The organism is Streptomyces sp. NPDC046887 (assembly GCF_040644755.1).
GTDB classification, from domain to species: domain Bacteria; phylum Actinomycetota; class Actinomycetes; order Streptomycetales; family Streptomycetaceae; genus Streptomyces; species Streptomyces lichenis.
In genome coordinates this window covers 140,693-159,640 of record NZ_JBEYXH010000016.1, presented here as the reverse complement: position 1 = coordinate 159,640, position 18,948 = coordinate 140,693, and the positions used below count along the sequence as shown (strand labels likewise).

Sequence of the window (18,948 nt, the reverse complement as noted above, 5' to 3'; positions counted from 1 at the left end):
GACCAGCAGGGCGACCGGCCCGGTTGACGACCCGGGCCGGTCCGCGGAAGGGGTGTTACTCGTTGCCGTCGGTGTCGGCGGCGGCCTGCTCGTCGAAGGGGTTTTCGACGAGGGCGTTGGAGTGGGTGGCGGACAGGTGGGCGAGCTGGCCCTGCTCGGCGATCGGGGTGAACACCTTGTTCTGGTCCATGAGTTGGTCCTCCGTCGGTTCGGATGGTTCCGCTGGTGCGGATTCGCGCGGCGGTCGCCGTGCGTCATGAGTGACACTAGTGAAAATGATTGTCATCTTCAATGCCTGGTGCGTCAGGCAGAGGGTGATCCGGGTAACACACCGGCCAGCCGCCCTCCGGATCGCGCCCCACTCGCCCCACCACACCCAGGGCGTCGGCGAGCAGGCGGGGCGTCACCACCTCCTCCGGCGGTCCGTCGGCGACCAGCCGGCCGTCCCGCAGAGCGACGATCCGGTCGGCGAACCGGGCGGCGTGGCCGATGTCATGGAGGACCGTGACCACGGTGAGGTCGCGTTCGGCGCGCAGCCGCACCACCGTCGACAGGACCTCCAGCTGGTGGCGGAGGTCGAGATAGGTGGTCGGTTCGTCCAGCAGCAGCACCCGGGTGTCCTGCGCCAGGACCATCGCCAGGCGTACCCGCTGGCGTTCACCGCCCGACAGGGCGTCCACCGGCCGCTCGGCCCAGTGCGCCACGCCCGCGTCGGCCATCGCCCGGACGCACACCGGGTCGTCGGCCTCGCGGAGCATGCCGAGTGGTCCGCGTACCGCGTACCGGCCCTGGCGCACCAGCTGCCGCACCGTCATCCCGGGCACGGCCGGGGCCGACTGGTGGAGCAGGGCGACCCGGCGGGCGGTGGTCCGGCGGGAGAGCCCGGCGACCGGGTCACCGTCCAGCAGCACCCGTCCGGCGGTGGGTTTCAGCAGCCCGGCGCAGAGCCGCAGCAGGGTGCTCTTGCCGCAGCCGTTGAGCCCGACGAGGGCGAGGAGTTCACCGGGGCGGACGGTGAGGTCCACCCCGCGCAGCACCGGGCGGCCGGGGTAGCCGAAGCGGAGCCCCTCGGTGCGGATGCCGCCGCCGGGCGGGGCCTGGGGCGTGCCGGAGGTGGTCTGGTCGGTCGGTGCGGTGGTCATGGCGTCCTCCCGCCGGGGGCGGATCGGGTACGGGGGCGGGGGCGGATGGGGCGCGCGGCGGAGGCTCATGGGTCGAGCCCTCTCCCCCGGTGGGCGACGGCGAGCAGCAGCAGGGCGCCCACGCCGGTGGTGACCGCCCCGGTGGGCACGGTCAGCCGGTCGGCGTCCAGGGCCCCGGCGGCCAGCCGGGAGAGCCATTGGGCCGCCGCGTCCGCCCAGCCGACGGCGGCCGCGCCGAGCAGGGCGGCGCCGGGCAGCGCGGTGCGCAGATCGGCGCCGAACAGCGCGAAGGCGAGGTGCGGGACGAGCAGCCCGACGAAGCCCAGCGCGCCCACGGCCGGAACGGCCCCGGCGGTGAGCGCCACCGCGCAGACCAGGGCGGCGGCGCGGGCGCGCCCGGTGGCCAGGCCCGCCGCGGCGGCCTGCTCCTCGCCGCAGCGCAGCAGGGTGAGCGGACCGGCGAGCAGCCAGGCGGCGACCGCCCAGACCAGGGTCCAGGGCCAGAGCAGCTGCCAGTGGGCCCAGACCCGGCCCTCGGTGGAGCCGACCAACCACTGCACCACGCTGCCCAGTTCGCCGGGGGCGACCAGCAGCACCACGGCGGTCAGTCCGGAGAGCACCGCGGAAGTGAGGACACCGTGCACGGCGGTACGGGCCGGGTCGGAGCGTTCCCGTCCGGCCAGCGCCCAGAGCAGGGCGGCGCCCGCGAAGCCACCGGCGCAGGCGGCGACCACCACGGCGGCGGGGTGCTCCCAGCCGGCCAGCCCCAGTCCGGTGGCGGTGACCGCGCCGAGCACCGCACCGGGGGTGACCCCGGTGACCTCGGGCCCGGCCAGCGGATTACGCAGCGCGGCCTGGAGCACGGTCCCGGCGAGGCCCAGGGCGGCGCCCGCCACGGCGGCCACCAGGGCGCGCGGCAAACGGAGTTGGAGCAGCACATGGCGGGCCGTGGCGTCGCCGCCGCCGCGCAGTACCTGCCAGACGTCGGCCGGGGCGAGGGCCCGCCCGGCGGTGAGCCCGGCGACCGCGGCCGCCGCCGCGAGCACGGCGAGGGTGGCCAGAAGGGCCGGGGCGGGGAGCGTACGGGCGCGGGCGGCGGCCGCGGCGAGCGGTGCGGCGCTCATCGGGCGGCCCCCTCGCTCCGGCGCCGGCCGCCGAGCAGCAGGGCGCCGGCCGGGACGCCGAGCAGCGCGGTCCAGGCGCCGACCGGGGTCTCCACCGGGGCCAGGGCGAGCCGGGCAGGCAGGTCGGCCAGGAGCACGGTGGCCGCGCCGAGCGCCGCCGACCAGGGCAGCCAACCGACCGCGGTGGCACCGGGCCGCAGCCGCCGCGCCAGATGCGGGGCGAGGAAGCCGACCCAGGCGACCGGCCCGCAGACCGCGACCACCGGGGCGATCAGCAGTGCGGCGAGCGCCAGGGCGGCGAGCCGGGCGCGGCGGACCCTGACCCCGAGGGCCCGGGCGTCGTCGTCGCCGAGGCGGAGCACCGAGAGCACCGGCGCGCACAGCAGCAGGGCGGGCAGGCAGACCACCAGCCAGGGGGTGAGGCCGGTGACGTCGTCCCAGGTGCGGGCGGAGAGGCTGCCCAGCAGATAGCGGTAGACCAGCTGGAGGTCGAGCTGGTCGGCGAGGACCATCAGCACCAGCAGCGCGGACTGGAGGGCGGCGGTGACCGCGGCGCCGGTGAGCAGCACCGCGGAGGGCGAGCGGCCGAGGCCGCCGGCGAGCAGGGTGAGCGCTCCGCCGAGCACGGCCCCGGCGAGCGCGAGCAGGGGTTCGACGGCGGCCGGCAGGGACAGGGCCAGCACCAGGGGGGCGGCGACACCGAGGGCGGCACCGGAGGAGACGCCGAGCAGTTCGGGCACGGCCAGCGGGTTGCGCAGCGCCTCCTGGAGGACGAGCCCGGCCGCCCCCAGGCAGGCCCCGGCGACCAGGGCCAGCACCAGCCTGGGAAGCCGCAGTTCGGTGACGACGACCCCGGCGAGGTCGTCACCGCCGAGCGCGGCGGGGAGCCGGCCCGGCGGGACGAACGGGGTGCCGAGGGTGAGGGCCGCGAGGGCGGCGGCAGGCAGCAGGACGGCGAGGGCCAGGAGGAGGGTGCGCCGCCGCACCGCGACGGGGGCGCGCTGCCGCGCCTCGGCGGGCACGCGCCGCCGTATTCCGGCGACGCGCCGCCGTGCCCCGGAGGGGGCGCCCTGCCGGGTCGTAGCGGGGACCTGCCGCTGGGTCGCGGCGGGCAGGCGCCGCCTGAGGGTCACCGGGCTCGCGGCGGGGACACGCTCCCGTAGCGCACCGCGAACTCGCTCCCCCAGCGCACCACGGGCACGCTCCCCCGGCCCAGCGAGGACGCCCGTGGACCCAGCGTGGGCGCCCTTGCCGGGCTCATCGCGGGGGTGCTCCCCCAACGCACCTCGGGCGCATTCTCTCGACCCGGCACGGGCGCTGTCGCTCGGCTCATAGCGGGCGCTGTCGCTCGTCCATTCTCGGGTGCCTTCGCCCGGCCGATCGCGGGCGCCTTCGCCTGGCTCATCGCGGGTGCTGTCGCTTGGCTGATCGCGGGTGCTGTCGCTTGACTGATCGCGGGTGCTGTCGCTCGGCTCAAAGCGGGCCCCTTCGCCTGGCTCATAGCGGGTACCTTCGCTCGACTCATCACCGGCGCTGTCGCTCGGCTCATCGCGGGCGCGCTCCCTCCCCGTTGCACGGGTACGCCACCTCATCGCAGCGCGGCCCGGGCCTCGTCGAGGACGATGCCGAGCGAGCGGGTGCCGCGGCCCTTGGCCCACACCTCGGGGTCGACCTCGATGACCTTGCCGTTCTTCACGGCGGGGATGCGCTTCCACAGCGGGTTGGCGGCCAGCTTGTCGGAGAGCCGCTCACCGGGCTTGGCGGGGCCGCCGAAGGAGAGGGTCTCCACGAAGAGCACGTCCACGTCCCGGGCGAGGATTTCCTCCATGGCGTAGGAGCCGTCCACGCCCCGGCTCTCCCAGGGGTAGTGGGCCACCTTGGGCAGCAGTCCGGCGGCCACGTCGTTGCCGGGGGTGGCGACGCCGAAGTTCTCGTCGCTGCCGAACATCACCAGCGCGGTCTGGTCGCTGCGGTCCGCCTCGGCGGCGGCCAGCTTCTCGCGGAAGGCCTTCTCGGCCCGTTCGCCCTCCCGGGTCCGGCCGGTGAGCGCGGCCAGGTCGCGCAGATAGCCGACGCTGTCCTGCCACTTCGCGGGCTGCACCGGCCAGAAGGTGGTGGCGCCCTGGAGAGCGGGCGCGAGCTTGCCGTGGGTGTCCTCCAGCCCGATGACGAGGTCCGGCTTGAAGCCCACGATCGCCTCGGCTTCCGGGCTGAGGAAGCCGCCGGGGACGGTCGGGACGGCGGCCGCCTTCTTCGGGCCGAGGAACTTCTCGTGGGCCAGCAGCCGGGAGTTGGTGGCGGTGGGCGTCATACCCAGCTCGGCGAGCATGTCGTCGCAGAGGGCCACCAGGCAGACGATCCGCCGAGGCTGCTGCTTGGTGGTGACGGTGGTGCCCCGGGAGTCGGTGATGGTGCGGGCCGCCTTGATGGGCTTGATCTCGGTGCCGGTACGGGCGGTGGTTCCGGCGGGCTTGCCGTCGCCGGCACCGGTGTCGGCGGCGGTGCCGCAGCCCGCCAGGGTCGAGGCGATGACGGCGCTCAGCGCCAGCCGGCGCAGGGCGTACAGGGTGGTGCGGGACATGTCACTCCAGGGATGCGGCCCGGCGGTCGGGCCGGGGTGGTGAGGGGCAGCGCGATGCGGACGCCGACAGCGGCAGCGGCCGGGGGCATGCCCCGACGGAACGATGCCACATGATAATCATTACCAACAAGCCCTTTCTCACCTGCCTTGGAGGCCCGTCATGGCCACGCCCCTCTCCCCGCCCCTGCCCCCGCGCCTGCTGGTCGCCGATCAGGTGGCCGGCACCCTCACCGTTCTCAACCTCCCCGACGGCAGCGAGAGTTCGTCGCTGCACGGCTGCCACCTCGCCGAGCACGCCGGCTTCCTGGCGCTGCCCGGCGGCCGGGTGGCGTTCGTGGACGACCGGGCTGGGGAACTGCTGGTGCTGGACCCCTACGGCCCGGACCGAGGACGGCCACTGGTGGCGGCGGCCGTGCCGGTGGCGGTGCCCGCCGAGCATCTGGCCGCCGATCCCACCGGGCGGCGGCTCGCGGTCACCACCGGACTCGGCCGCAACGAGGAGCCGTGGTCCGATCTGCTGACCGCCGTGGACCTCGGCGCACCGGAAGGGCCTCAGGCGGTACGGATACGCACCCGCACCGGTGAGCCGGGGGTCACCGTCACCGGCGGGGGCGACCCGCTGGTGGTGCTGCGCCACCGCGAGCCGGGGCAGTTCGCCGCGTACCGGCACCGCGCACTGATGGCAGCCGCCCCGGCCTGCCCCCGGGTCGAGCCGGACGCCGTTCTCGCCCTGCCCGATGACGACGGGCACGGTGACGCCCATGACCCGGTCACCGGGCGGCTGTTCGCGGCGGCCGGCTCCGGGGTGCACCGACTCGCTTACCGTGATGGGCGGTTGACCGCCGAGGAGGCGCTGCCCTGGGGCGGCCCGGGACGCGGCTACTACCTTCGGCTCGACCCGGTGCGGCGGACGCTGTGGTCCTGTGTGCGCGGCGGGCCCGCCGATCCCGGGCGGTGGCCGGAGTGGAGCAACGACGCCTGGTGGTACGGGCTGGACTCCGGCCGCTCCGGCCGCTCCGGCCGCGTACCGCTCGGCCCGGGCCTGGTGTTCCGGCTGGCGGTGACCGCCCGGCACACCGCGTTCGCCCGGGTCCATCCGGACGGCGACGAGCTGGTGCTGCTCGCCGTGGACTCCCCCGGCGACCCCCGGGTGTCCGCGCGGGTGGGGCTGGCGCCGATGGCGGGCGCCCCGAGGGCCGGGGGCACCCCGTGGGACGGGGTCGAGCGGCGGGCGATCGCCGCCTCCCCGGCCGGTTCGCTGGTGGCCGTCAGCCGGGGCGGCCATGGGGAGATCGAGCTGGTGGACGCCGAGCGCCCGGAGTGGCGCCGCACCCTCACCGTGCCCACACCCCTGCACGAGGGCGGCCATCTGGCGCTGGTCCATCCCGACGACCCGGCCGCCGGGGATCCGGTAGGCCGGTGAGCAGGGGGGCGCAGTGAGCGCCGGGGCCGTGAGCGGGGGCCGGGAGCCGAGGGCCGGGGGCGGGGACGGGGAGGCCGGGACCGGGGGCGGGCGGGGGCCGGGACCCGGGGGGGGCAAGGGCCGGGGCGGGGGGCTGTTCGGAGGCTGGGCACGGCCCCATTGACGCTGCAGGTGCCGGCCCGTAGGGCGACTCCGGGTAGAGGGCAGCCGCGGGTGGGGCGCGGCCGGGCTCGGAGGGTGTTGTGCAACTTGTTGCATAAGCGGGTCGGCTCGGCGACACTGGGCGCGACGAACCGCCCGAGGAGGCTCCGTGAACCCGACCCCGACCCCGAACCCGTCCCCGTATCCGCATCTGCTCAGCCCGCTGGACCTCGGGTTCACCACTCTGCCCAACCGGGTGCTGATGGGTTCGATGCATGTCGGGCTGGAGGAGGCGGAGAACGGCTTCGCCCGGATGGCCGCCTTCTACGCCGAGCGGGCCCGCGGCGGGGTGGGGCTGATCGTGACCGGGGGTATCGCGCCCAACGAGGAGGGGCGGCCGTACGAGGGCGGGGCGAAGCTGACCACGCCGGAGGAGGCCGAGCGCCACCGCGAGGTGACCGATGCGGTGCACGCGGCGGGCGGGCGGATCGCGATGCAGATCCTGCACTTCGGGCGGTACGCCTACCACCCCGAGCTGGTCGCGCCCAGCGCGCTCCAGGCGCCGATCAGCCCGTTCGTCCCGCAGGAGCTGACCGACGAGCAGGTCGAGCGGACCGTCGAGGACTATGTGCGGGCGGCGGAGCTGGCGAAGTCGGCCGGCTACGACGGGGTCGAGATCATGGGCTCCGAGGGCTATCTGATCAACGAGTTCATCGCGGCGGCCACCAACCGGCGCACCGACCGCTGGGGCGGCTGCTACGAGAACCGGACGCGCTTCCCGTTGGAGATCGTCCGCCGTACCCGGGAGCGGGTGGGGCCGGACTTCATCATCGTCTACCGGCTGTCCATGCTGGACCTGGTGCCGGGCGGCTCCTCGCTGGAGGAGGTCGTCGCCCTCGCCAAGGAGGTGGAGGCGGCCGGCGCCACACTGATCAACACCGGGATCGGCTGGCACGAGGCCCGGATCCCCACCATCGCCACCTCGGTCCCGCGCGGCGCCTACACCTGGGTGACCCAGCGGCTGATGGGCGCGGTGTCGGTGCCGCTGATCACCTCCAACCGGATCAACACCCCCGAGGTCGCCGAGCGGGTGCTCGCCGAGGGGCGGGCCGACATGGTCTCGATGGCCCGGCCGTTCCTCGCCGACCCGGCGTTCGTCGCCAAGGCCGCCGAGGGCCGGGCGGAGACCATCAACACCTGCATCGGCTGCAACCAGGCCTGCCTGGACCACACCTTCAGCGGGAAGATCACCTCCTGCCTGGTCAACCCGCGCGCCTGCCACGAGACGGAACTGGTCCTCTCCCCCACCCGGCTGCGCAAGCGGGTCGCGGTGGTCGGCGCGGGCCCGGCCGGGCTGGCCTGCTCGGTCGCCGCGGCCGAACGCGGCCATGAGGTCACCCTGTTCGACGCGGCCGAGGAGATCGGCGGGCAGCTGAACACCGCCCGGCGGATCCACGGCAAGGAGGAGTTCGACGAGACGCTGCGCTACTTCCGCGCCCAGCTCGATCTGCACGGGGTGGAGGTGCGGCTCGGTACGTATGCCACGGCCGAGGCGCTCGGCGGCTTCGACGAGGTCGTGGTGGCCACCGGGGTCACCCCCCGGGTGCCGGAGATCGAGGGCGTCGGCCACCGCAGTGTGATCGGCTACCGGGACGCGCTGCACGGCACCGCGCCGGTGGGCGCGCGGGTGGCGGTCCTGGGGGCGGGCGGCATCGGCTTCGACGTGGCCGAGTTCCTCACCGACGGCGGCGAGGGCGCCGGACGGGACGCGGAGACCTACTTCCGGCAGTGGGGTGTGGACACCGGCTACGCGGGCCGCGGCGGACTGCGTACCCCCGAACGGCCCACCCCCCCGCGCGAGGTGCATCTGCTCCAGCGCAAGACGTCCAAGGTGGGCGCCGGACTCGGCAAGACCACCGGCTGGATCCACCGCACCGAGCTGCGGCACCGGGGCGTCACCATGGTCGCCGGGGCGGTGTACGAGCGGATCGACGACGAGGGGCTGCACCTCACGGTGGACGGTGAGCGCCGGGTGCTGCCAGTGGACACGGTGGTGCTGTGCACCGGCCAGGAGCCGCGCCGCGAGCTGTACGACGAGCTGGTGGCCGCCGGGGTGAGCGCGCACCTGATCGGCGGCGCCGATGTGGCGGCCGAGCTGGACGCCAAGCGCGCCATCGACCAGGGCACGCGGCTGGCGGCGCGGCTGTGAGCGGCCGGCACCGTCCCTAGGATGCGGTCATGTCACTGCCGCACGCCATCCTGACCGCCCTGCTGGAGAAGCCGTCCTCCGGGCTGGAGCTGACCCGCCGCTTCGACCGGTCGATCGGCTACTTCTGGTCCGCCACCCACCAGCAGATCTACCGTGAGCTGGGGAAGCTGGAGGAGGCCGGGCAGATCCGGGCGCTGCCGTCCGCGGAGCCGGCCAGGGGCGGGAAGAAGGAGTACGAGGTGCTGCCGGCCGGCCGGGCCGAGCTGGCGGAGTGGGTGGGCCGCAGCGAGGAGCCCAAGCCGATCCGGGACGCGCTGCTGCTGCGGCTGCGGGCCGCCGCGGTGGCCGGCCCGGACGCGGTGGCCGGTATCGAGAAGGAGCTGGGGCGCCATCTGGCCCTGCACGAGGCGCAGCTCGCCGAGTACCTGGACATGGAGCGCCGCCAGTTCGGCCCGGACCAGGACGGCGAGGCGGACCGGCTGCGCTATCTGGTGCTGCGCGGCGGCATCGAGCTGGAGCGGTTCTGGACCGGCTGGCTGACGGAGGCGCTGGCGACGCTGCGGACCCGGTGAGCCACACCTCCCGGGGGGTGAGCCACACCTCCCGGGGGGGGCTCAGGGGCGCATGACGATCTTGACGGCGCCGTCCGCCTTCTCCTGGAACATCTTGTACGCCTCGGCGCCCTCGGCGAGGGGGACGTGGTGGGTGGCGAAGCCGTCGACGCCGAGGGGGTCCTCGTCCACCAGGAGCGGCAGGATGTCGTCCACCCAGCGGCGGACGTTGGCCTGGCCCATGCGCAGTTGGACCTGCTTGTCGAAGAGGGTGAGCAGCGGCAGCGGGTCGGCGGCCCCGCCGTAGACGCCGGAGAGCGAGATGGTGCCGCCGCGGCGGACCAGTTCGACGGCGAGCAGCACGGCGGCGAGCCGGTCGGTGCCGGCCTTCTGGAAGAGCTTGGCCGCCCAGCTCTGCGGCAGCAGCCCGGCGGCCTGCTGGCCCAGGCGGGCGGCGGGGCTGCCGTGCGCCTCGGTGCCGACGGCGTCGATGACCGCGTCCGGCCCGCGGCCGCCGGTGCGGTCGCGGATGGCCTCGACGAGCTCCTCCTGCTGGTCGAAGCCGTTCAGGTCGAAGGTGTCCACCCCGCGCCGCCGGGAGCGCAGCAGCCGCTCGGGCACCAGGTCGACGCCGAAGACCTTCTCGGCGCCCCGGTGCAGGGCGATCCGGCAGGCCATGTCGCCGATCGGGCCGAGCCCCAGCACGGCGACGGTGCCGCCGGGCGGGATGGCGGCGTACTCGACCGCCTGCCAGGCGGTGGGCAGCACGTCGGAGAGGTAGAGGAAGCGGTCGTCGGCCGGGCCCTCGGGGACCTTGATGGGGCCGAACTGGGCCTGCGGGACGCGCAGGTACTCGGCCTGGCCGCCGGGGACCGCCCCGTACAGCCGGGAGTAGCCGAACAGCGCGGCGCCCATCCCCTCGTCGCGCACCTGGGTGGTCTCGCACTGGGTGGGCAGCCCCGAGGAGCACATCCAGCAGTGCCCGCAGGCGATCTGGAAGGGCACCACCACCCGGTCGCCCGCCTTCAGGTCCGGCACCTCCGGGCCGACCTCCTCCACGATGCCCATCGGCTCGTGGCCGAGGACGTCGCCGGGGGTCATGAACGGGCCGAACACCTCGTACAGGTGCAGGTCCGATCCGCACAGCCCGGTGGAGGTCACCCGGATGACCGCGTCCGTGGGCTGCTCGATCCGCGGGTCGGGCACGGTCTCCACCCGTACGTCCCTCTTGCCCTGCCAGGTCACGGCCCTCATCGTCCTCGTCCCTTCGCCGGTTGCCCGCAGCACGCGTGCGAGGGGCGACGAGTACCCAGGGGCGGGCTGGACGAACAGCCGAAGCGCGGTGTGCCGGGCGGGCGTTTCGGCCAGATTCGACGGGCCCCTCTTCCCTAGAGGTTTAGACCAATGGTAGGAGTGTTGTCACCCACACGGCAGGCTCGGCTACGCTGAGCTAAGGACATTGAGGGTTGAACCAATGGCTGAGTCCCGCGTCTCCACGCCGCTTCCGCTCTACCTCCGGGTCGCCGCCTCGCTCCGGGACGACCTGGCCCACCGGCGGATCGCCCCGGGGGCCCGGCTGCCGTCGGAGCGTTCGCTGGCGATCCGCTTCCGGGTGAACCGGCAGACCGTGCGCAGCGCACTGCAACTGCTGCGGCAGGAGGGCCTGGTGGCCACCGAGCGGCGGGGCACCTTCGCCGCCGCGGGAGCGGTGGACATCTCCGGCGGCCCGGTGCTCGTACCGGCACCGGCCGGGATCGCCGGCCCGGCCGGGGCGGCGGACTTCCCGTGTGGACCGGTCACCGCGTCGCTGGACGCGGTGACCGGGGTCTGCTGGGAGCCGGTGCCGGCCGGGCCCGCCGGACGGCTGGGACTGGCGGCCGGCGAGCCGTCGCTGGTGCACCACTACCGGGTGCCGGGCCCCCGCGGCGCAGTCCTCCAGGAGGCGCTGACCCGCTTCTCCCGCCATGCGCTGGCCGAGGTGCCCGAGCTGGCCCGGCTGCGGCGGACGGCGGACCGTCCGGCCGATCCGGACCTGCGTCCGCTGTACCGGTGGATGCGGCGGGCCGGGCTGCGGCTGACCCGGCGGGAGTCGATCGGGGTGGGCACCGGCATCCGTACCGGCACCGGCACCGGTGCGGCGTTCCTCTCGGTCCATCGGGAGGTACGCGACCAGCACGGCCATGTGCTGGAGCTGACCGACCTCCGGTTCGCGCCGGACCACGCGGGTCTGACCTACGAGTTCACCGGCTGAGCCGCCCCTCGGGGCCCCGGGGGGAGGAGGGGGTCAGACGATGCCCTCGGAGATCTCGGCCTGCTCCCGGGCGGAGCCGTACGCGGTGGCGGTGGGCACGCCGTAGGAGCGGCGGGCCACGTACCACCACACGCTGGCCAGGACCAGGACCACGGCCAGCGCGATCACCGCGTAGTTCATCGAGTCCACGGTGACCGGGGACTTCTGCGGCAGGCAGAACAGCACGGTGACGAAGGCGACCCAGACCACCGCGATCCAGCCGATCGGCTTGCTCCAGCGGCCCAGGTGCCAGGGGCCGCGCTGGAAGCGGTCGCCGGCGCGCAGCCGCAGGTAGATGGGGATGGCGTAGGCGGGGGTGATGCCGATGACGTTGATCGCGGTGACCGCGCCGTAGGCGGTGGCGGACCAGAGCGAGGGCAGGGCGAGCAGCGCGGGTACGGCGACCGAGAGCCAGACGGCGGCGACCGGGGTCTGGGTGCGGCTGCTGACCTTGCGCCAGATCTTGGAGCCGGGCAGGGCGTTGTCGCGGCTGAAGGCGAAGACCATCCGGCTGGCGGCGGCCGTCTCGGCGTTGCCGCAGAACAGCTGGGCGACGATGACCACCAGCAGCAGGGCGCTGGCGGCGCCGTCGCCGAGCGCGTCGATGAGGATCTGGGCGGGCGGTACCCCGGTGGCGCTGTTCTGGGTGCCGGCGTAGTCCTGGATGGCGAAGGTCAGCCCGGCGAGCAGGGCGAAGCCGGCGATCCAGGAGACCCAGATGGCGCGGACGATGCCCTTGGCGGCCGCCACCGAGGCGTTGGAGGTCTCCTCGGAGAGGTGGGCGGAGGCGTCGTAGCCGCAGAAGGTGTACTGGGCCAGCAGCAGGCCGATGGCGGCCACGTAGAACGGGTTGGCCCAGCCGGTGTCGTTGACGAACTCGGTGAAGACGAAGCTCGCCGACTGGTGGTGGTCGGGGACGATGGCGAGCGCGCCGACGATCACGGCGACACCGGCCAGGTGCCACCAGACGCTGATCGAGTTGAGCAGGCTGACCAGCCGGACGCCGAAGAGGTTCAGCACAGCGTGTACCAGCAGGATGATCAGGAAGATCACGAAGGTGGAGCCGGGGGTCGGTTCGAACCCGAAGCGCAGGTTGAGGAAGGCGCCGGTGAACAGGGCGGCGCCGTAGTCGATACCGGCGATGGCGCCGAGCAGCCCGAGCAGGTTGAGCCAGCCGGTGTACCAGCCCCAGCGGCGGCCGCCGAGCTTGTCCGCCATGTAGTAGAGCGCGCCGGAGGTCGGGTAGGCGCTGGTCACCTCGGCCAGGGCCAGGCCGATGAAGAGCACGAACAGGCCGACGCCGGCCCAACCCCACATCATGGTGGCCGGGCCGCCGGTGCTCAGGCCGAAGCCGTAGAGGGTCATGCAGCCGGACAGGATGGAGATGACCGAGAAGCTGATGGCGAAGTTGCCGAACCCGCCCATGCGGCGGGCGAGTACCGGCTGGTAGCCGAGTTCTCGGAGCCGCTGCTCCTCGTCCATGGGCGGAGCCTGGGGCTCCGGCCGGGCCGCCTGGATGCGGGACATGGCGCTACCTCCGGGGGTGGTGAGGACATACGGGGACGGGGGGGATGTACGGGGAAAACTGCGGGTCGGGGGCGGGTGCGGGTGGACGGGCGGGCCGTCAGCCGTCGCGGGCCGCCGACAGGCAGCGGGCGCGGGCCCGGGTGAACAGCTCCTCGGCCGCCGCCCGGTCGTCCGGCTCCCGGGTGCGGTACATCCAGGGCTGGGGGGTGTAGTACGGACCGATGGCCTGGAAGACGGGCCCGGCGGCGGCGAACCGCAGCGCACCCCACAGGGCGTGGGCCAGATGGTTGAGGTCGGTCAGCGAACGGGCGGCCGGATCGGCGTGCTGGAACCAGGCGAACAGCGCCCGTTCGGCGTCGCGGGCCGCGTCCTCGGCCACCCAGTGCAGGTCGAGGGCGCGTTCCTGGCCGCGTTCACGGCGGTAGCGCTCGACCCGGGTGTAGAGCGGCAGGGCGTGCAGCGGGGAGCCGGCCGGGGCCGAACCGGCGGCCCACTGGACGAAGTTGACGGCCTCGGAGAGGGACCCGCGCGAGCCCCGTCGGCGGGCGTGCAGGAACTGCAGCATCCGGTGGTAGGCCTCGCGGTTGTACGCGTCGCGTTTGTCGGCCTCGGCGAGCAGCCCCCAGGGCCCGGGCGGCAGCATCGGCCCGGGCGGGCGGACCCGGTGCTCGGCCATCGCCTGGTCCTCGTCCAGGACGGAGAGGGCCAGCAGGCAGATCCAGGGCACCGGGTCGTCGGGGGCGGTGTGCGCGGCGGTGCCGCAGGCGTGCCAGGCGGTCTGCCACAACTCCTGGGTGCGCGGGTGGCGTTCGCGGTGGGCGCGGACCGCGCGCTCGACGGACACCCGGGCCTGCATCACCTGGGCGGCGGTGCTGCCGGGCTGCTCGGTCCGCCAGGCCTCGACCAGGTCGGAGCCCGCGGCCACGGCGGCCAGCACCTGGGTGCGCTGGGTCCACGCCGGCCAGTCGGCGGTGGCGGCGAGCAGCTGGGCCATCGACAGCCAGCGCCCGGCCCGCAGGTCCTGCACGGTGGCGCGCAGGGGGTCGTCATGACCGGCCGGGTGGTAGACCGGCCGGAAGTCGGGGCCGGGCATCACTCCGTTCCCGTCGGCGGGCAGGCGGATCTCGGTGCGCTGGTCATGGTTCCTCGTGCGGGGCGTACAGGCGTGCGGGCGGGGGGTGTGCCGTGCTTGCGGTCGGCGCTCGCGCGAGGCGGCAGGCGTCCGGAACGGACCGCCGGCTACCGGCCGTTGATCGGCGATCACTATAGGGCCGATCGATGGCGCGTTGTGCACTTCGGTTCGACAATTGCCGACATTCGCGCGCGGATTCGGGCCGACACGGCCTGTCGGCTTGCCCGGACGGCCCGGTGAACGGTACGGGCGGATGAACTGCGGATGATTTTCCGTACCGTGGGCGGCACTTGACGGGGGCTCCGGTCTGGACCACTCTTCGAGCGACGATCATGGCCGGGAACGCGGCGGCCGATCACGGCCGGAGCGCGGCCGACGACCATGGCCCAAGGACCGGCGGGCGGGACGGGAGAGCGATGACGACGGGTCCGGTACTGGCCGTCGACCAGGGCACCTCGGGCACCAAGGCCCTGGTGGTCTGCCCGGAACGCGGGGTCATCGGCTCGGGGTTCGCTCCGGTGCGGCCCCGCCACCTACCCGGCGGACGGGTCGAGGTGGACCCGCGCGAGCTGCTGGACTCGGTGCTGGCGGCCGGACGGGCCGCGCTGGCCGGGGCCGGAGAGCCGGTGGCCGCCGTGGGGCTGGCCAACCAGGGTGAGACGGTGCTCGCCTGGGACCCGGCGACCGGTGAGCCGCTGACGGACGCGATCGTCTGGCAGGACCGGCGCGCCGAGGAGGTGTGCGCCGCGCTCGCCCCGAGGGCCGAGGAGCTGCGGACGCTGACCGGGCTGCCGCTGGACCCCTACTTCGCCGCGCCCAAGATGACCTGGATCCGCCGGAACCTCACCCGCGAGGGCGTGGTGACCACCAGCGACGCCTGGCTGGTCCACCGGCTCACCGGGGCCTTCGTCACCGACGCGGCCACCGCCGGGCGCACCCAGCTGCTCGACCTGGACACCGCCGCCTGGTCTCCGGCCGCCCTGGACGCCTTCGGGCTGGCCGGCGAGCGGCTGCCCCAGGTGGTGGACACGGCCGGGGCGTTCGGCTCCACCGGGGCGTTCGGCGCCGAGGTGCCGCTGACCGGGCTGATCGTGGACCAGCAGGCGGCGCTGCTCGCCCATGGGGCGCACCGCCCCGGCGAGGCCAAGTGCACCTACGGTACGGGGGCGTTCCTGCTGGCCCACACCGGCTCCACGCCCCTGCGCGGGGACTCGGGGCTGGTCTCCTGTGTGGCCTGGCGGCTGGCCGGCCGGACCAGCTACTGCCTGGACGGCCAGGTGTACACGGCCGCCTCGGCGGTGCGCTGGCTCACCGATCTGGGCGTGCTCTCCGGGGCGGCGGAGCTGGACGCGGTGGGCGGTACGGTGCCGGACGCCGGCGGGGTGGTGTTCGTCACCGCCCTGGCCGGGCTGGCGGCGCCCTGGTGGCGGGGCGAGGCCCGCGGCTCGCTCACCGGGCTGGGCCTGGACACCGGCGCCGGGCATCTGGTGCGGGCGCTGTGCGAGGGGATCGCCGCCCAGGTGGTGGAGCTGGTCGCGGCGGCCGCCGCCGATCTGGGCGCCCCACCGGCCGCGCTGCGGGTGGACGGCGGGCTGACCCGTTCGGCGCTGCTGATGCAGACCCAGGCCGATCTGCTGCAACTCCCGGTGGAGGTGGCCGCGTTGCCGGACGCCACCGCGCTGGGGGCGGCGGCGCTGGCCCGGATGGGCCTGGACCCGGGGCTGACCCTGAAGGAGGCGGCCCCCGGGGCCGCCCCCTCGGCCGTCTACGAGCCACGGATCGGCGCCGCCGAGGCGGCCGAGCGGATGGCCGCCTTCCGGGCCGCGGTCGCCGCGCTGCCCGACGCCCCGGCGGCCCCCTCCCCCGCCGCGCCGTGACCTCCGGGGAAGGGCGCCGGGCCGGGACCGCCGGGGACGGCTGCCGGGCCGGGATGGCCGAGGAAGGGCGCCGGGCAGGGATCTTTGGTGACGGGCACCGCCCGGGGACGGCCGGGGAAGGACGCCGGGCCGGGACCGCCGGTGAGGGGCGCCGCCTCGGGGTGGCCGGTGGGGGGCGCCATCCTGGGGACGCGGGGGACGGCCGCCGGGCCGGGCGCCCCGGCCAAGGGCACCGCCCCGGGGCCGTGACCCGGCGGGGTTCGCTTTCGGCCACCGGGGTGGACGGTGGTGGCGGGGAGCCGTACGACGTGGTCGTGGTGGGCGCCGGGGTGGTGGGCGCGGCCATCGCCCGCGAGCTGGCCCGCCATCCGCTCCGGATCGCCGTGCTGGACGCGGCCGAGGACGTCGGTGAGGGCTCCTCCAAGGCCAACACCGCGATTCTGCACACCGGTTTCGACGCGGTGCCGGGCACCCTGGAGGCCCGGCTGGTACGCGAGGGGCACCGGCTGCTCACGGCGTACGCGGCCGAGACCGGCATCCCCGTCGAACCGGTCGGCGCGCTGCTGGTCGCCTGGGACGGCACCCAGCTGGCCGCGCTGCCCGCACTGGCGGCCAAGGCCGAGGCCAACGGCCACCGCACCACCCGGCTCATCGACGCCGACGAGCTGTACACCCGCGAACCGCATCTGGGACCGGGGGCCCTGGGGGCGCTGGAGGTTCCCGGGGAGAGTCTGATCTGCCCCTGGACCACCGTGCTCGCCTACGCCGTCCAGGCCGTACGCGCCGGGGCGGACCTGCATCTGAACTGCCGGCTGGAGGGTGTCGCGGAGGACGTCTCCGGGACGGGGCCGGTGCGTGAACTGCTCACCAGCCGTGGCCGGTTGCGGACCCGGTATCTGGTGAACGCGGCCGGGCTGTACGCGGACGAGGTGGACCGGCTCCTCGGCCACCGGGACTTCACGGTCACCCCCCGACGCGGCCAGCTGCTGGTCTTCGACGCCTTCGCCCGCTCCCTGGTGCGGCACATCCTGCTGCCGGTGCCGACCGCGCTGGGCAAGGGGGTGCTGGTCGCGCCGACCGTGCACGGCAAGGTACTGCTCGGCCCGACCGCCGAGGACCTGGACCCGTCCGACAAGACGGCGACCGGGTCGACGGAGGAGGGCATGGCCCGTCTGCGCGAGCAGGGTGCGCGCATTCTGCCGGAGCTGGTCGCCGAGGAGGTCACCGCCGTCTACGCGGGGCTGCGCGCGGCCACCGGCCAGGAGGACTACCGGATCACCGCCCACCCGGGGCGGCGCTATGTCACGGTGGGCGGGATCCGCTCCACCGGGCTGACCGCCTCCCTGGCGATCGCCCGCCATGTGGCCGGGCTGCTGGCGGACAGCGGGCTGGACCTGGACTCTGGCGCGGTGCGGCCGCTGCCGCCGGTGCGGATGCCCAACCTCGGTGAGGCCTTCCCCCGACCGTACGCGGACGCTCGACTCATCGCCGCGGACCCGGCGTACGGGACGGTGGTCTGCCATTGCGAGCGGGTGACGCTCGGCGAGATCCGCGACGCGCTCGCCTCCGAACTGCCGCCCGTCTCACCGGGCGGGCTGCTCCGGCGCACCCGGGCGCTCGCCGGTCGCTGCCAGGGCTTCGCCTGCGGGGCGGCCGTCCGGGCGCTGCTGGAAGGGGCGGCCCGGTGAGGCGGGAGCGGACGGTGGATGTACTGGTGGTCGGCGCGGGGCCGGCGGGGCTGGCCTCGGCGGCCCGGCTGGCCTCGGCGGGAGCGGGTGTGGTGGAGGTGCTGGAGCGGGAGTCCGCGCCCGGCGGTGCCTTGCGGTATCTGCGCTCCCCCGGTCCGGGGCTGCCGCTCGGCGGTCCGGGGTACGCCCGGTGGCTGACCACGGCCGCGCTACGGGCCGGGGCGGTGCTGCGGACCGGGGTGTCCGCCACCGGCTGGGCGGATCTCCCCGGCACGGGAACGGGCACGGGGGCAAGGCCGGGGGCGGTGGAGACGACCGGGCCGGGAGGGCTGGAGCGGATCACCGCCCGGGCGGTGGTGCTGGCGACCGGGGCGCGGGAGCGTCCGCGCAGTGCCCGGCTGGTGCCCGGGACCCGGCCGGCCGGGGTGCTGACCACCGGTGAACTGCTCCGTACGGTCGAGCTGTTCGGGCAGCGGGTGGGTGAGCGGGCGGTGGTGGTCGGGGGCGGCCCGGTGGCGCGGCGGGCGGTCCTGGTGCTGCGCCGCTCGGGCACCGAGGTCGCCGCGGTGGTCGCGGAGGAGGCGGTCGGCGGGTGGCGGCGGTCCGCCGGGGGCCTCGGCGGGCCGGTGCCGCTGCTGCGCGGGGCGCGGGTGACCGGACTGGCCGGGCGGGGGCGGCTCAGCGGGGTCGCGGTGACCGGTCCGGACGGGCGTACGGCGGTGCTGGGCTGCGACACGGTGGTGTTCACCGGGGACTGGGTGCCGGATCAGGTGCTCGCCCGGTACGGCGGGGTGGTGCTGGACCCGGGCACCGGCGGACCGGCCGTGGACGCGGGTTTCCGTACCAGCGCACCGGGGGTGTTCGCGGTGGGCAACACCCTGCACGCGGTGGAGCACGCGCCGAGTGCCGCCGCGGAGGGCCGGGCGGTGGCCGGACCGGTGCTGGACTTCCTTCGCGGGGACCGATCCTGGTCCGTCGCCAGGGTGCCGGTCCGGGTGGCCGGGCCGCTGCGCTGGGCGGTGCCGAACCTGCTGGTGCCGGGCGCCGCCGCACCGGACGCGGTACGGCTGAGGGCGCTGCGGCCGCTGCCCCGGCCGGTACGGGTGGAGGTCCGCCAGGACGGGCGGCTGCTCGCCCGCCACCGGCTGCGCTCGCCCCTCGGACCGGACCGCTCGGGGTCGCTGCCCGGCGGATGGGCGGACCGGGTGGACCCGGCGGGCGGGCCGGTGCGGATCGCGGTCTGCTGAGCCCGGCGGTCGCGGT

The 18,948-nt window shown here is 75.3% G+C and carries 15 protein-coding genes; 7 read left to right on the top strand and 8 right to left on the bottom strand.

The features are described 5' to 3' along the window. Positions 1 to 55: 55 nt before the first annotated feature. The 5 genes from amiA to ABZ945_RS17555 form a co-directional block, all read right to left on the bottom strand. Entirely contained in the window at positions 56 to 190 is a 135-nt protein-coding gene (gene amiA, locus ABZ945_RS17575) for a streptamidine family RiPP (RefSeq protein WP_248636915.1), read from the bottom strand. A gap of 76 nt (positions 191 to 266) precedes the next feature. Next, the gene (locus ABZ945_RS17570) at positions 267 to 1,142 is read right to left on the bottom strand and encodes an ABC transporter ATP-binding protein (RefSeq protein ID WP_361269891.1); all 876 of its coding nucleotides are present in this window, start codon (positions 1,140 to 1,142) and stop codon (positions 267 to 269) included. Between the two features lie 65 nt (positions 1,143 to 1,207). Further along, positions 1,208 to 2,266 carry an iron chelate uptake ABC transporter family permease subunit gene (locus tag ABZ945_RS17565; protein ID WP_361269889.1) on the bottom strand — a complete coding sequence of 353 codons (1,059 nt, stop codon included), beginning with the start codon at positions 2,264 to 2,266 and terminating at the stop codon, positions 1,208 to 1,210. Then, entirely contained in the window at positions 2,263 to 3,252 is a 990-nt protein-coding gene (locus ABZ945_RS17560) for an iron ABC transporter permease (RefSeq protein WP_361269907.1), read from the bottom strand. Before ABZ945_RS17560 ends, ABZ945_RS17565 begins: the two co-directional genes overlap by 4 nt. Positions 3,253 to 3,854: 602 nt before the next feature. Beyond that, complete coding sequence (locus tag ABZ945_RS17555; RefSeq protein WP_361269887.1) at positions 3,855 to 4,847, bottom strand: ABC transporter substrate-binding protein; 993 nt, start codon at positions 4,845 to 4,847, stop codon at positions 3,855 to 3,857. A 160-nt stretch (positions 4,848 to 5,007) separates the two neighbouring features. On the opposite strand from ABZ945_RS17555, the gene ABZ945_RS17550 reads away from it, so the two are divergent. The 3 genes from ABZ945_RS17550 to ABZ945_RS17540 all read left to right on the top strand — a co-directional run bounded on the left by ABZ945_RS17550 (position 5,008) and on the right by ABZ945_RS17540 (position 9,192). After that, positions 5,008 to 6,270 (top strand): hypothetical protein, encoded by a 1,263-nt coding sequence (locus ABZ945_RS17550; RefSeq protein WP_361269885.1) that lies wholly within the window; start codon positions 5,008 to 5,010, stop codon positions 6,268 to 6,270. 310 nt (positions 6,271 to 6,580) lie between these two features. After that, positions 6,581 to 8,620, top strand: coding sequence for an NADPH-dependent 2,4-dienoyl-CoA reductase (locus ABZ945_RS17545; RefSeq protein WP_361269883.1), 2,040 nt, complete (start codon positions 6,581 to 6,583; stop codon positions 8,618 to 8,620). 29 nt (positions 8,621 to 8,649) lie between these two features. Then, positions 8,650 to 9,192, top strand: a complete 543-nt coding sequence (locus tag ABZ945_RS17540; RefSeq protein WP_361269880.1) for a PadR family transcriptional regulator — start codon at positions 8,650 to 8,652, stop codon at positions 9,190 to 9,192. Positions 9,193 to 9,234: 42 nt separating this feature from the next. On the opposite strand, the gene ABZ945_RS17535 is transcribed toward ABZ945_RS17540, so the two are convergent. Further along, positions 9,235 to 10,425 (bottom strand): zinc-dependent alcohol dehydrogenase, encoded by a 1,191-nt coding sequence (locus ABZ945_RS17535; protein WP_361269877.1) that lies wholly within the window; start codon positions 10,423 to 10,425, stop codon positions 9,235 to 9,237. Positions 10,426 to 10,645: 220 nt separating this feature from the next. Here ABZ945_RS17535 and ABZ945_RS17530 point away from each other — a divergent pair, with 220 nt between their 5' ends. Next, positions 10,646 to 11,422 (top strand): GntR family transcriptional regulator, encoded by a 777-nt coding sequence (locus ABZ945_RS17530; RefSeq protein ID WP_361269875.1) that lies wholly within the window; start codon positions 10,646 to 10,648, stop codon positions 11,420 to 11,422. A 33-nt stretch (positions 11,423 to 11,455) separates the two neighbouring features. Here the strand turns inward: ABZ945_RS17530 and ABZ945_RS17525 are convergent, their stop codons facing one another. Together ABZ945_RS17525 and ABZ945_RS17520 are read right to left on the bottom strand one after the other, a co-directional pair. Then, positions 11,456 to 12,988 (bottom strand): amino acid permease, encoded by a 1,533-nt coding sequence (locus ABZ945_RS17525; protein WP_361269872.1) that lies wholly within the window; start codon positions 12,986 to 12,988, stop codon positions 11,456 to 11,458. Positions 12,989 to 13,085: 97 nt separating this feature from the next. Next, the gene (locus ABZ945_RS17520; RefSeq protein ID WP_361269870.1) at positions 13,086 to 14,081 is read right to left on the bottom strand and encodes a hypothetical protein; all 996 of its coding nucleotides are present in this window, start codon (positions 14,079 to 14,081) and stop codon (positions 13,086 to 13,088) included. 455 nt (positions 14,082 to 14,536) lie between these two features. Between ABZ945_RS17520 and ABZ945_RS17515 the strand changes: the two genes are divergently transcribed. The 3 genes from ABZ945_RS17515 to ABZ945_RS17505 all read left to right on the top strand — a co-directional run bounded on the left by ABZ945_RS17515 (position 14,537) and on the right by ABZ945_RS17505 (position 18,932). Next, positions 14,537 to 15,997 (top strand): FGGY family carbohydrate kinase, encoded by a 1,461-nt coding sequence (locus tag ABZ945_RS17515; RefSeq protein WP_361269868.1) that lies wholly within the window; start codon positions 14,537 to 14,539, stop codon positions 15,995 to 15,997. A 245-nt stretch (positions 15,998 to 16,242) separates the two neighbouring features. After that, positions 16,243 to 17,685: an NAD(P)/FAD-dependent oxidoreductase gene (locus ABZ945_RS17510; RefSeq protein WP_361269866.1), complete on the top strand. Its 1,443-nt coding sequence runs from the start codon at positions 16,243 to 16,245 to the stop codon at positions 17,683 to 17,685. Beyond that, entirely contained in the window at positions 17,682 to 18,932 is a 1,251-nt protein-coding gene (locus ABZ945_RS17505; protein ID WP_361269863.1) for an FAD-dependent oxidoreductase, read from the top strand. The genes ABZ945_RS17510 and ABZ945_RS17505 overlap by 4 nt, the downstream gene beginning before the upstream one ends. Positions 18,933 to 18,948: the final 16 nt, after the last annotated feature.

Bases quoted from the DNA above. Each gene is read 5' to 3' on its own strand.
- amiA (WP_248636915.1), bottom strand. From the start codon at position 190: ATGGACCAGAACAAGGTGTTCACCCCGATCGCCGAGCAGGGCCAGCTC.
- ABZ945_RS17570 (WP_361269891.1), bottom strand. From the start codon at position 1,142: ATGACCACCGCACCGACCGACCAGACCACCTCCGGCACGCCCCAGGCC.
- ABZ945_RS17565 (WP_361269889.1), bottom strand. From the start codon at position 2,266: ATGAGCGCCGCACCGCTCGCCGCGGCCGCCGCCCGCGCCCGTACGCTC.
- ABZ945_RS17555 (WP_361269887.1), bottom strand. From the start codon at position 4,847: ATGTCCCGCACCACCCTGTACGCCCTGCGCCGGCTGGCGCTGAGCGCC.
- ABZ945_RS17550 (WP_361269885.1), top strand. From the start codon at position 5,008: ATGGCCACGCCCCTCTCCCCGCCCCTGCCCCCGCGCCTGCTGGTCGCC.
- ABZ945_RS17540 (WP_361269880.1), top strand. From the start codon at position 8,650: ATGTCACTGCCGCACGCCATCCTGACCGCCCTGCTGGAGAAGCCGTCC.
- ABZ945_RS17535 (WP_361269877.1), bottom strand. From the start codon at position 10,425: ATGAGGGCCGTGACCTGGCAGGGCAAGAGGGACGTACGGGTGGAGACC.
- ABZ945_RS17530 (WP_361269875.1), top strand. From the start codon at position 10,646: ATGGCTGAGTCCCGCGTCTCCACGCCGCTTCCGCTCTACCTCCGGGTC.
- ABZ945_RS17525 (WP_361269872.1), bottom strand. From the start codon at position 12,988: ATGTCCCGCATCCAGGCGGCCCGGCCGGAGCCCCAGGCTCCGCCCATG.
- ABZ945_RS17520 (WP_361269870.1), bottom strand. From the start codon at position 14,081: ATGCCCGGCCCCGACTTCCGGCCGGTCTACCACCCGGCCGGTCATGAC.
- ABZ945_RS17515 (WP_361269868.1), top strand. From the start codon at position 14,537: ATGACGACGGGTCCGGTACTGGCCGTCGACCAGGGCACCTCGGGCACC.